Origin of the sequence: Streptomyces sp. NPDC060198, assembly GCF_042728415.1 — a bacterium.
GTDB lineage: Bacteria > Actinomycetota > Actinomycetes > Streptomycetales > Streptomycetaceae > Streptomyces.
The window spans coordinates 22,467-35,180 of record NZ_JBHWZJ010000038.1; the positions used below are offsets into that span (position 1 = coordinate 22,467).

The 12,714-nt window shown below is 73.4% G+C and carries 7 protein-coding genes; 4 read left to right on the plus strand and 3 right to left on the minus strand.

Annotation, left to right across the window (positions count from 1 at the left end):
- Positions 1-122: 122 nt before the first annotated feature.
- The 3 genes from prfB to ACFWEP_RS08335 all read right to left on the minus strand — a co-directional run bounded on the left by prfB (position 123) and on the right by ACFWEP_RS08335 (position 4,765).
- Positions 123-1,229: a peptide chain release factor 2 gene (gene prfB / locus ACFWEP_RS08325; protein WP_387367509.1), complete on the minus strand. Its 1,107-nt coding sequence runs from the start codon at positions 1,227-1,229 to the stop codon at positions 123-125.
- 141 nt (positions 1,230-1,370) lie between these two features.
- Entirely contained in the window at positions 1,371-2,612 is a 1,242-nt protein-coding gene (locus ACFWEP_RS08330) for a serine/threonine-protein kinase (protein ID WP_387367512.1), read from the minus strand.
- A gap of 446 nt (positions 2,613-3,058) precedes the next feature.
- Entirely contained in the window at positions 3,059-4,765 is a 1,707-nt protein-coding gene (locus tag ACFWEP_RS08335; protein WP_387367515.1) for a serine/threonine-protein kinase, read from the minus strand.
- A gap of 495 nt (positions 4,766-5,260) precedes the next feature.
- Here ACFWEP_RS08335 and ACFWEP_RS08340 point away from each other — a divergent pair, with 495 nt between their 5' ends.
- The 4 genes from ACFWEP_RS08340 (at position 5,261) to ACFWEP_RS08355 (ending at position 12,474) form a co-directional block, all read left to right on the plus strand.
- Positions 5,261-8,587: an FHA domain-containing protein gene (locus ACFWEP_RS08340; RefSeq protein WP_387367518.1), complete on the plus strand. Its 3,327-nt coding sequence runs from the start codon at positions 5,261-5,263 to the stop codon at positions 8,585-8,587.
- Positions 8,588-8,817: 230 nt separating this feature from the next.
- A complete protein-coding gene (locus ACFWEP_RS08345) occupies positions 8,818-10,194 on the plus strand; it encodes an ABC transporter substrate-binding protein (RefSeq protein ID WP_387367521.1) in 1,377 nt (458 codons plus the stop codon).
- A gap of 4 nt (positions 10,195-10,198) precedes the next feature.
- A complete protein-coding gene (locus ACFWEP_RS08350; protein WP_387367524.1) occupies positions 10,199-11,575 on the plus strand; it encodes a carbohydrate ABC transporter permease in 1,377 nt (458 codons plus the stop codon).
- On the plus strand, positions 11,572-12,474 hold the full coding sequence (locus ACFWEP_RS08355) for a carbohydrate ABC transporter permease (protein WP_387367527.1): 903 nt from the start codon (positions 11,572-11,574) through the stop codon (positions 12,472-12,474). The genes ACFWEP_RS08350 and ACFWEP_RS08355 overlap by 4 nt, the downstream gene beginning before the upstream one ends.
- The last annotated feature ends 240 nt before the right edge of the window (positions 12,475-12,714 follow it).

Genomic DNA, 12,714 nt, shown 5'->3' on the forward strand with positions numbered 1-12,714 from the left:
CACACCCCCGGCCCCGCCCCTCGCCCCACGCGCCTCGGCGCACCCGCGCCACCGCCCGCCCCAGGTACGCGAATGGGCCCGGGCAGGAATCCCGCCCGGGCCCAACTTCCGTACGCGTACGGTTACTTCTCGCCCTGCTTCCGCCAGCGGATGCCCGCCTCGATGAAGCCGTCGATCTCACCGTTGAAGACCGCTTCGGGGTTGCCCATCTCGAAGTCCGTACGGAGGTCCTTGACCATCTGGTACGGGTGCAGGACGTACGAACGCATCTGGTTGCCCCAGGAGTTGCCGCCGTCGCCCTTGAGCGCGTTCATCTTCGCCTGCTCCTCCTGGCGGCGGCGCTCGAGGAGCTTCGCCTGGAGGACGTTCATCGCGGACGCCTTGTTCTGGATCTGCGAGCGCTCGTTCTGGCAGGAGACGACGATGCCGGTCGGCAGGTGGGTCAGCCGCACCGCGGAGTCGGTGGTGTTGACACCCTGACCGCCGGGGCCCGAGGAGCGGTACACGTCCACGCGCAGCTCGGACTCGTCGATCTCGACGTGGTCGGTCTTCTCGACGACCGGCAGCACCTCGACGCCCGCGAAGGACGTCTGACGGCGGCCCTGGTTGTCGAAGGGCGAGATCCGGACGAGCCGGTGGGTGCCCTGCTCGACGGAGAGCGTGCCGTAGGCGTACGGGACCTCGATCGCGAAGGTGGTCGACTTGATGCCGGCCTCTTCGGCATACGCGGTCTCGTAGACCTCGGCCTTGTAGTTGTGCCGCTCGGCCCAGCGGAGGTACATGCGCTGGAGCTTCTCGGCGAAGTCGGCGGCGTCGACGCCACCGGCCTCGGCCCGGATGGTGACCAGGGCCTCCCGCGCGTCGTACTCGCCGGAGAGGAGGGTGCGGACCTCCATCTCGTCGAGCGCCTTGCGGACCGATTCCAGCTCGGTCTCGGCCTCGGCGAGAGCGTCCGCGTCGCCCTCGTCCTGGGCGAGCTCGAAGAGGACGCCCAGGTCGTCGATGCGACCGCGCAGCGTCTCGGTCTTGCGGACCTCGGCCTGGAGGTGGGAAAGCTTGCTGGTGATCTTCTGTGCCGCCTCCGGGTCGTCCCAGAGGGACGGCGCCGCCGCCTGCTCCTCGAGCACGACGATGTCCGCCCTCAGGGAGTCCAGGTCCAGGACGGCCTCGATCGACCCCATGGTGGACGAGAGGGACTTCAGCTCTTCGGAAATATCGACGACTGCCACGGGTCCAGCGTAACGGCTGGACGGGTGAAGCTCGCCCTCCCCCGGCTTCGGGCGCCGTATCCCCTGGTCCGGCACGGCTTCCGGGCCGGTCGGCGACCGGGCCACCCGGCGGCGGGGGCGGCCCGGGACGGTGTACGGGTCTCAGGGTGCGCCGGGCGCGGAGTTGCCGCCGTCCTGCGGTGCGGCACCCGCGTCGTCACCGCCGGTGGCCAGCCAGCCGCCCACCGCGACCGCCGCGACGAGCACCACGGCTGCCGCGCCCAGGGTGAGGCGGCGCTTGCGGACCGCGGCGGACTTGTTCCGGGCCGAGCCGGGGCGCGGGCCGGGGGCCCGAGGTGCGCGGGCGGTGCCGAGCGGTCCTCCGGCCAGTTCGTCCGGGCCGGGCACCCGCATGCTGGTGTGAGTGTCCCGGTTGGAGTCGGGGGCCGGTCCCGGGACCAGCGGTACGGCGCCCCGGCGGCGCGGCTCCTCGCCGGCGGGGGTGTACTGCTGCTCGTCGTACTCCGGGCGAAGTTCCGTTTCCTCTTCGCCGGGCTCGTCCACCTCCAGCGGCCCGATGCCCGCAAGGAGCGGCAGCAGCTCCCGCAGCCGGCCGCCCAGCTCTCCGGCCCGCAGCCGGGAGGCGGGGGCCTTGGCCAGGCACTGGACGAGCAGCTGCCACAGCTCCTCGGGGATTCCGGGGAGCGGGACGACGGTCTCCGTGACGTGCCGGCGCAGTACCGCGCCGGGGTGGCCGCCGCCGAACGGCGTGAACCCGGCGAGCAGCTCGTAGAGGACGGTCGCCAGCGCGTAGATGTCGACGGCGGCGCGCGGCGGGAGCCCTTCGACGATCTCGGGCGCCAGATAGTCGGGCGTGCCGATGATCCGGGTGGCCCGGGTGCGCAGCGGGGTGTCGATGAGTTTGGCGACACCGAAGTCCGTGAGGAGTGCGGGGTGCGATCCGCCGGGGCCGAGCGGACCCTCCATGTCGAGCAGGATGTTCTCCGGCTTGACGTCCCGGTGGACCACTCCGGCCGCGTGCGCGGCGGCGAGTCCGTCGGCCACGTCCGCGACGATCGCGACGGCGGCCTCGGGGGCGAGGCGGCGCTCGCGGTCCAGCCGGGTGCGCAGGTCGGTGCCGCGCACCAGGCGCATGACCAGGGCGAGATCGTTGCCGTCGACGACGAGGTCGTGGACGGCGACCACGTGCGGGTGGTCGAGCCCGAGCAGGGCGGTGCGCTCCTGGACGAAGCGGCCCACGAGCTCCTGGTCGGACGCGAGGTCCTCGCGGAGGAGTTTGATGGCGACGGGCCCCTCGGGCCCTTCGCCGAGCCACACCGTTCCGGCGCTGCCGCGCCCCAGGATCTGGTGGGCGGTGTACCGGCTGCCGATATTCCGTGCCAAGACTGCTCCCTCAGCGGCTGGCGGTGAACCCCGGTCGACAAAGTTACGCGGCCAGCGGGGGGTTGCGTGCCCAGGACGGCGCCAACATTCCCCTCCGGGGGCGAAATGCGACGGTAAGACCCCAGAAGGAGTCGACAAAGGTACAGAGTTGATGCGGTGCGGAGACGCTGCCGAGACGGAGCGGAGACATGGGCCCGAGGGCCGTCGCGCGATGCGTGGTGGACCGGTGCGCGACGTCGGACGCGGCGCGTCGCAAGGCGGAGGAGCGTCCGCGTACGGGATGCACGCGGGATGTTCCGGCGACGCGGCGAGGTGCCGTGGCTGTCGTCGCGCACCCGCCAGGAACTGCGGGACAGCCCTTGTGGGTCCGGGACGCCCGTGCGGGGCTTCCCGGACCCTACGGCGCGGCGGGTGAGTGCGTACCGCCGCCGGTGCGCGACGCCGGGTCAGGCGCTGCCGCCACCGAGGTCGGAGATCCAGCCCGTCACCGAGCTGATGGCGTCGCCGATCGCCTCCCAGTACCCCTTGCCCTGGTCGACCCAGTCCTGAAGCGGCGTCAGTTCCCAGATGAGCCAGCCCGCGACGACGAGCAGCACGATGGTGAACAGGCAGCCCTTGAGGCAGCCGAGCCCGGGGATCTTCATCGGGTTGGCGCTGCGCTGCCGGGGCTGGCGCGGCTCGCGCGGGGCGGGTGTCTGCGGCTGCTGCGGGGGCGCGTACTGCTGGCACTGGGGCTGCTGCCGACCGTACTGCTGCGGCTGCTGCGGCGGCTGCTGCTGCTGCTGGGGCGCGTACTGCTGGGGCTGCTGGGGCGGGTAGTTCTGGTGCTGGGGCTGCTGCTGCCGCGGCGGGTACTGCTGGTGCTGGGGGCGCTGCTGCTGGGGCTGCTGCCGCTGCGGGGGCTGCTGCTGCGGCTGCTGACGCTGGGGGCGGCGGCGCAGCGGGTCGTCGGCGGGGTCGAGGTACTGCACCTGGGTCTGCTCGTTGCGGTCGCGCGCGGCCTGGAGCTGGGACTGCCAGGGGTGCGCGGGGTCCTGCGGCGATCCGTCCGGGTGCTGCGGCACCGGCGGCAGGACTGCCGTGGGGTCGGCCGCGGGGCCCGCGCCGCCCGGGAACTGCCCGTGCTGCATGACGCTGGTGGCGGCGTTCGGGTCGTACCCGCCCGCGCCGAAGGGGCCGCCGGAGCTCGGCAGCACCTGCGTGGGGTCGGCGGCGCCGGGCGTCTCGGGTACGGGCGCGGGCGCGGGGTCCGGGGCGAGCAGCGCACCGACACCGTCGGCGGCGGCGATCTGGGTGGAGTTGGCGTGCACACCGATGCCGGCGGCGACCGTACGCAGCGCCCGGGCCAGGTTCTCGGCGCTGGGCCGCCGGTCCGGGTCCTTGCTGAGGCAGCGCTCGATGACCGTCCACAGGGGTTCGGGGACGGTGGACGGTCGGCGGGGCTCCTCGCTGAGGTGGCGGTGGAGCACCTCCAGCGCGGTGCCTCCGGCGAACGGCGGGCGGCCGGTGACCAGCTCGTACAGCAGGATGCCGGCGCCGTAGATGTCGACGGCGGAAGTCTGCGGGCGGCCCTCGGCGGACTCCGGGGCCACGTACGCGGGCGTGCCCACGAACTCGTGGGTGCGGGTCAGCCCCGGGGAGTCGGCGAGCCGGGCGATGCCGAAGTCGGTCAGCATCGGGCGCATGGTGCCGTCGCGCTGGTCCAGCAGGACGTTGGCCGGCTTCAGGTCGCGGTGGACGACGCCGTCGGCGTGGCTGGCGGCGAGCGCGTCCGCGATCTGGGCGGTGAGCAGGGCGGCGGCGACCGGGGTCAGCGGGCCGTTCTCCCGGAGGTAGCGGTGCAGGTCGGGGCCGTCGACGAGGTCCATGACCAGGGCGAGGAGGTCCCCTTCGACCACCAGGTCGCGGGTGCGCACGATGTTCTCGTGGGTGAGCCGGAGCAGCACGGAGCGCTCCCGCAGGAACCGCATCACCACGTCGGCGTCGTTGGCGAGCTCCTCCTTGAGGACCTTGATCGCCACGGTCTCGCCGGGCTGCCCCGCGACGGCCGCCTCGGCCCCTGCGGTCTCCCGCTGGCGGGCTCGCCAGACGGTGCCCGTGGCGCCGCGTCCGAGCGGCTCTTCGAGCAGGTACTTGCTGCCTACGGGCCGCACGTCATGCGCTCCCTGCTGTTGTGGGGACGGTGGTCGGTAAAAGCCCCACTCTAATGGTGCCGAACCGGCCGCCGAGGGGTCGCGAACGGGCTGTGTTCACGCTGTGACCCGCCGGTTTCCGGCCATTTCCCGGTTGCTTCCCGACAGCCGCGCGAGCCCTCACGTGCCCGCTCCGGAAAAGACGCGACGGGCGACCGGCCGGTTGCCCCGGGGCGTCCGTACGTCTGCCCACTCCACGGCCCGCTCACGCGGAACTGTCCGAACCCGGGCCAAGCAGGCTCTTTTACGCCCACACCCGACCAATCAAGATCACTTATGCATGACCCGTGGGCGTGTTGCCGGTGGCAGGTGCGAGGATGCCTCCAGCACGGAACTGCGGGAGCGGGAGCCCTGCGGTACGTGACGACCCGTACCGGACGACGCGTCCGCGCCGGGTGGGGGGCATCACAGGGAGGTCCCCTGCCGGGCGACCCGCAGAAGGGACCGCTGACGGCGATGCAGATCCGGCTGACCGTCCTCGCGCCGCGCACCGGCCACGCACCGGCGCGCGCGTGCGATGTCCTGCTCACCGCCCCGGCGGGCACGGCGCTCGCCGCCGTGGCCTCGGCCCTGGCTTCGGCGGTCCAGGGCCCCGAGGGGTCACTGGGCGGCGGCGCGGTGATCCTCTTCGCCGGACGGGAGCGGCTGGACGCCCAGCGCCTCTCGGTCGGCGAGCCGCCGCTGGTCGACGGCGCGGTGCTCTCCCTCCAGTCCCCCGGTGAGGACGAGCCGTCCTCGGACGACTCGGTCCCGGCCCGGCTGCACGTGGTCGCGGGCCCCGACGCGGGTGGTGTCCATCTGCTGCACGGCGGCCAGATCCGGATCGGCCGCTCCGCCGACGCGGACGTGCCGCTCGACGACCCCGACGTCTCCCGGCTGCACTGCGCGGTCACGGTGTCCGGCGACGGCCGGGTCACGGTCGCCGACCTCGGCTCCACGAACGGCACCTCGCTGGACGGCGCCGAGATCGGCACCAGGCCGGTCCCGCTGTCGGCGGGCGCCCTGCTGCGGCTGGGCGAGTCCACTCTCCGCCTCACCACCGGCCCCCGCCCCCCGGCGCTGGCGACCGCACCGGACGGCGAGGGGCACCTGCGGGTGGCCCGCCCGGAGCCCGGGGCCGACGGCCCCGACCCGGCCCACGGGCACGGGTCGTTCGCCGAGGAGACCCGGCCGTCCGGCCACGACTCGGCGTACCGCCAGGAGAACACCGGCCCGTTTCCCCGGCTCGGCGCGGAGCCGCCCCGGCGCGGCGGCATAAGCGCCTGGGCCCGTCGGCTGGCCGGTGGCCGCGCCGGCCACGAGGCGCAGGATTCCGAGGCCGTTCCCGCCCCCCGGTCCGCCTCGGGGCACTCGGGGTTCCTGACCCCCTCCGCCCCGGCAGGCACCTGGCCCGACCCCGCAGCGGTGCTGCTGACCGCGCTCGGACCGGGCCCCCGGCTCTGGGAGCGGGACCCGGGCCACCCGGAGGCGCTCGCCCTCCGGCTCGGCACGACCGACCGGGCGGAGCTGCCCTCGGTACCGGTGACGGTCGGGCTGCGCGAGGCCGGTTCGCTGGGACTCGCCGGGCCGTGGGAGCGCCTCACCGGGCTGGCCCGCTCCGCGGTCGCCCAGCTCGCGGCCCTGCACTCCCCCACCGACCTGGAGATCGTGCTCATCAGCACGGACCGCAACCGTACGACGGACGAGCGGCGGCAGGCCTGGTCCTGGCTGGGGTGGCTGCCGCATCTGCGGCCGATGCGCGGACAGGACTGCCGGCTGCTCCTCGCGTACGACCGGGAGCAGGCGGCGGCCCGTACGGCGGAACTGGTCCGCAGGCTGGACGAGAGCCCGCTCGGTCCCGGCTGGCCGCACGCCGGCCGTGACGCGGTGGCCGAGGCCGCCGATGCCTGGACCGGTCCGTACACCGTGCTGGTCGTGGACGGCGACCCCGGGACTGCGGCGCTGCGGGAGACGACCGCACGGTTGGCGGGCGCCGGCGCGGCGGCCGGAATCCATCTGATCTGCCTGGCGGAGACCCCGCCGGCCTCGCCCACCTCCCCGGTCACCGCGACCTACGAGGCCGCCTGCCACGCCTCCCTCGCCTTCCGCGAGTGCGGGGCCGTCGCCATGCTCAGCGGGGACGTCGCGACCGCGCTCCGGCTGCTGCGCACGGCCGGCGGCCAGGTCGCCGGACACGGCACGGTGGCGACCGTGGACGCCGTGTCCCCGGCCTGGGCGGAACGCTTCGGCCGGGCGCTGGCCCCGCTGCGGGACGAGGGTCCCGGCGCCCCGGCGGACCTCGCGAAGACCGCCGCCCTGCCGCCTTCCTCCCGGCTGCTGGACGAACTGGGCCTGGCCCGGGCCACCCCGGCGTCACTGATGGCCCGCTGGGCGTCGACGGCCGAACGCCAGCCCGGCGCCTCGTCCCGGCCCACCCCCACCCCGGGACGGTTCCGCGACCCACAGGACACCCCGAGCCCCGGCCGCACCCTCTCCACGGGCCCGATCCGCACCGCTCCCCTGGTCGGCGGCCAACGCACCGACTCACCCGACTCCGGCCGCACCCCGTACCCGGGCGCCCCCGACTCCCGTACCGACTCCGGCCGCACCCCGTACCCGGGCGTCACGGCGCGCGGTACGGGCGACACCCCGTACCCGGCGCCCGCGCCCCGTACGGACTCCGAGCGCACCCCGTACCCCACGCCCGCACCGGCTTCGGCCGGTGAGGGGGCGGGCGGACAGGCCGGACGACCGGTGGTGGTGCTGGGGGCCGGGCCCCGGGGGCCGGTGAGTGTGGACCTCGCGGACGAGGGGCCGCACCTGCTCGTCGAGGGGCCCGCCGGCAGCGGGCGTACCGAACTGCTGCGGGCGGTCGCCGCCTCGCTCGCCTCGGCCGCCCGTCCCGACCGGCTCGGCATCCTGCTGGTGGACGGTGCCGGGGCCGGCGGAGAGAGCGGCGAGCCGGGTGAGGGGCTGCGCCCCTGCACCGAGCTGCCGCACGTCTTCTCGTATCTGTCGGCCTCCGACCCGGTCCGGATGCGGGAGTTCGCCCGTGCGCTCGGCGGTGAGCTGAAGCGCCGCGCCGAACTCCTCGGCGGGCTGGACTTCACCGAGTGGCACATCCGCGAAGAGGTCGCCCGGCGGCTCGTCGGCCAGCGTCCGCCGAGCCCTTCCGAGCAGCGCGGGGGCCTCGACACCCCGGCCGCCTCCTCCGTGACCGGCACGCTGCGACTGCGGACCACCGACCCGCGGGCGGTGGACCCTGGCCCGTCGCCGCTGCCCCGGCTGGTGGTGCTCGCCGACGACTTCGACGCGCTGGTCGCTCCGGCGCTCGGCAGCCCGGGACGGCCGGCCGCCGGGTCGGTGGTGCGGGCGCTGGAGGCCGTGGCGAGGGACGGCGGGAGACTCGGGGTGCATCTGGTCGCGTCCTCGGGCCGCCCGGACCGTACCGAGGACACCGAGCTGGCGCGCGGCGCCCGGCTGCGGATCGTGCTGGACGCGCCGGTGCTGCCGCCCTCGCCGGACGAACCGGCCCCGGGGCGGGGCAGGCTGGGGCATCCGGACGGCCGGGTCACCCCGTTCCAGGGCGGGCGGGTGACGGGACGCATCCCGCGCACGGCGACCCTGCGTCCGACCGTCGTACCGCTGGAGTGGGAGCGGATGGGCGATCCGCCGACCCGCCGCCCGGTCCGCGAGCTGGGCAACGGGCCGACCGACCTGGCGCTCCTGGCCAGCGCGCTGGAGCGCGCGGCTCGATCGGTGAACGCCGAACGGCTGCCCCCGCTGCCGCCCGTCTCCTCATGACGTACGACGGTTTCCGGTGCTTTCCCGGGGGACGGACCTGTCCTTCTGCCCCCTGTCCACCAGGTGCGCGTTTCCTCCCGGAACGACGTCACGAGCAGGTCACGATCGTCCGCCCGGCCCCTGCGGTGGTATTGCGGGTGATCCGCGCTCCGGCGTAGGACTTGTGCCCACGGACGACGCGGCACTCGCACGGCAGCGTGCGGACGCGGTCGCCGGGAAACGGGGCAGACATGCACAGAACCCGACAACTGGGGCGGGCGGCGGCGGTGTTCGCCGCGGTGGGCGCCCTGGCGCTGACCGGCTGCTCAGGCGATTCGGACGACGGCAAGGACGGCAAGGACACCGCGGACCCCACCGCCGGTGCGAGCCAGTCACCCACGTCGACCGTCGCCTTACCTCGTCTGGACGGTGAGCGGATATCCGTGGCCGCCGTGTGGACGGGCGCGGAACAGCAGAACTTCACCAAGGTCCTGGACGAGTTCGAGAAGCGGACCGGAGCGGAGGTCACCTTCGTCCCCGCGCAGGACCCGATCGTCAACTTCCTCGGTACGAAGATCGCGGGCGGCCAGCCGCCGGACGTGGCGATGATCCCGCAGGTGGGCGCGATCCAGCAGGCCGTGGCGAAGAAGTGGGCCAAGCCCGTCGGCAACGAGGCACGGGCACAGCTGGGCCAGAACTACGCGCAGGTCTGGCAGGACCTCGGTGCCGTGGACGGCACCCAGTACGGCGTCTACTACAAGGCCGCCAACAAGTCGCTGGTCTGGTACAACGCCCAGGCGTTCGAGAACGCGGGCGCGAGTGAGCCGAAGACCTGGAAGGACTTCCTCACCACCGCGGAGACCGTGTCGGCCTCCGGGATCACCCCGGTGTCGGTCGGCGGTGCGGACGGCTGGACCCTCACCGACTGGTTCGAGAACATCTACCTCTCCCAGGCGGGTCCGGAGAAGTACGACCAGCTGGCGAAGCACGGGATCAAGTGGACGGACCCGTCGGTGAAGGACGCGCTCACCGCGCTGGCGCAGCTCTTCGGCAAGCCGGAGCTGATCGCGGGCGGCGCGTCCGGGGCACTCCAGACGGAGTTCCCGGCCTCGGTGACGCAGACCTTCACCGGCGGGGACCAGCCCAAGGCGGCGATGGTCTTCGAGGGCGACTTCGTCGCCGTCAACATCGCGGAGACCGACGCGAAGATCGGTACGGACGCCAAGGTGTTCCCGTTCCCGGCGGTCGGCGCGGACTCCCCGGTGGTGACCGGCGGGGACGCCGCGGTGGCGCTGAAGGACACCAAGGGCGCCCAGGCGCTGCTGACCTTCCTGGCGTCCACGGACGCGGCGAAGATCTCGGCCGGGGCGGGCGGGTTCCTCTCGCCGAACAAGTCCCTGGACACGGCCGCGTACCCGAACGACGTGCAGCGCACCATGGCCGAAGCGCTGATCGCGGCCGGGGACGGGGTCCGGTTCGACATGTCGGACCAGGCGCCCCAGTCCTTCGGCGGCACGCCGGGCAAGGGCGAGTGGAAGATCCTCCAGGACTTCCTGAAGAGCCCGAAGGACGTCGCGGGGACCCAGCGGGCTCTGGAGTCCGCCGCCGCCGAGGCGTACAAGAGCTGACGCGGTGACGACAGCGACGACGGGGGGCGCCGGTGCGGTGCCCCCCGCCCACCCGGGCCCGCCCGTCCGCCCCCGTAGGAGCCCTTCCGGCCGCACGGTCACCGGTTCCCGCCGAGCCGTCGCGGTGGCGTTCCTGCTGCCCGCGCTGGTGCTGCTGGGCGCGCTGGTGGTCTATCCGATCGCCTACTCCGTCTACCGCTCGTTCCTCGACCAGCCGGGCACCGGCTTCGCCGGGCTCGACAACTACCAGAAGCTGTTCACGGACGACACGATCCGTACGGCGGTCAAGAACAACCTGATCTGGGTGGTCCTCGCGCCCACGGTCTCCACCGCACTCGGCCTGATCTTCGCGGTGCTGACCGAACGCATCCGCTGGGGCACCGCGTTCAAGCTGGTCGTCTTCATGCCGATGGCGATCTCCATGCTGGCCGCCGGGATCATCTTCCGGCTGGTGTACGACGAGGCCCCGGAGCGCGGGGTGGCCAACGCGGTCTGGGTGGGCGTGCACGACACCTTCGCGGAGTCCGCCGGGTTCCCGAAGGCGCACCCGCTGCCGGTGCACCCGCTGAAGGCGGGCGGCGGCGGGTCCTTCGTCACGGAGACGACGGTGCGGGCCGGTGTCCCGGTGCTGCTGCCGCTGGTCGGGGTCGTACCGGAGAAGATGCCCGGCGACGCGGAGCCGGCCCGCACCCCCGCTCCGGACGGCGACCGGATCACCGGCACCGCCTGGCTGGACTTCACCAGGGGCGGCGGCGGGAAGCCCAACGTGGTCGACCCGAAGGAGCTGGGTCTCAAGGGCATCGAGGTCGAGGCGGTGAAGGGCGGCAAGGTCGTCGCCACCGCCACGGCCGGCGCGGACGGGGCCTTCTCGCTGCCCGCCGCCGCCGAGGGAGCGGTGCTCCGGCTGCCCGCCGACAACTTCCGCGAGCCGTACAACGGGGTCTCCTGGCTCGGCCCGAGCCTGGTCACCCCGGGGATCATCGGCAGCTACATCTGGATGTGGGCGGGCTTCGCGATGGTGCTCATCGCGGCGGGCCTCGCCGGGCTGCCGCGCGAACTCCTCGAGGCGGCACGGGTCGACGGGGCGAACGAGTGGCAGGTGTTCCGGCGGATCACCGTGCCGCTGCTGGCGCCGGTCCTCGCGGTGGTGCTGGTGACACTCATGATCAACGTGCTGAAGGTCTTCGACCTGATCTTCATCATCGCGCCGGGCTCCTCCCAGGACGACGCCAACGTCCTCGCCCTCCAGCTGTACCGCTCCTCGTTCGGTACGGACGCGGACCTGGGGGTCGGCAGCGCGATCGCCGTCCTCCTCCTGCTGCTGGTGATCCCGGTGATGGCCTTCAACATCCGGCGGATACGGAAGGAGGGGCGCCGATGACGACCTCGGTCACGACCACCGCGTCCACCACCACGGCCGGGGCCGCCCGTCCGTCGCTCGCGGTGCGGATCGCCGCGCGGGCGGGCGGCGGGGTGATGCGGGTCTTCCTCGTCCTGGTGGCCCTGTTCTGGCTGATGCCGACGATCGGGCTGCTGCTCTCCTCCCTGCGGGACGGCAAGGACATCGCGGCGAGCGGGTGGTGGCAGGTCTTCACCACCCCGTCCCAGCTGACCCTCGACAACTACCAGCACCTGCTGTCGAACCCGGCCATCACCGACTCGCTGCTCTCCACGGTGATAATCACCGTGCCGTCCACGGTGCTGGTGGTGGTGATCGGCTCGTTCGCCGGTTACGCCTTCGCCTGGATGGACTTCCCCGGCCGCGATTGGTGGTTCCTGGTGGTGGTGGGGCTGCTGGTGGTGCCGGTGCAGGTCGCGCTGATCCCGGTCTCCAAGCTCTTCGGCACCCTCGGGATCTTCGAGACCACCCTCGGCGTGGTCCTCTTCCACACGGCGTTCGGGCTGCCGTTCGCGATCTTCCTGCTGCGGAACTTCTTCGCGGAGATCCCGCGGGAGCTCCTGGAGGCCGCCCGGCTCGACGGGGCGGGCGAGATCCGGCTCTTCACCCGGGTCGTCATGCCGCTCGGCGGGCCGGCCATCGCCTCGCTCGGGATCTTCCAGTTCCTCTGGGTCTGGAACGACATGCTGGTCGCGCTGATCTTCGCGGACTCGGGTTCCCCGCCGATCACCGTGGCGCTCCAGCAGCAGGTACGCCAGTTCGGCAACAACATCGACGTGCTGGCGCCGGGAGCTTTCGTGTCGATGGTGATCCCGCTGGCGGTGTTCTTCGCCTTCCAGCGTCAGTTCGTGTCGGGGGTGATGGCGGGGGCGGTGAAGTGAGCGGCTCTCCGGGGCGGTGTCCCGTCCCGTTCGGTCCGGCCGAGCGGGACGGTACCGAACACGGCGTCCGCGATCCGGGACTTCTGGTCCCGGTGGTCGAGCGGCCCCGGACCGACGTGTTCGGGGCCTAGCCGTGTCGCAGGACCACCTCGACGTACCGGTCGTCGCCGGACGCCTGTCCCGGTGGCCCCTGACATGACAGGGCGAGGACCCGGGCGCACACACGCGCGCCCGGGTCCT

Coding starts and splice junctions, on each gene's coding strand:
- ACFWEP_RS08340 (WP_387367518.1), top strand. CDS start 5,261: ATGCAGATCCGGCTGACCGTCCTCGCGCCGCGCACCGGCCACGCACCG.
- ACFWEP_RS08345 (WP_387367521.1), top strand. CDS start 8,818: ATGCACAGAACCCGACAACTGGGGCGGGCGGCGGCGGTGTTCGCCGCG.
- ACFWEP_RS08355 (WP_387367527.1), top strand. CDS start 11,572: ATGACGACCTCGGTCACGACCACCGCGTCCACCACCACGGCCGGGGCC.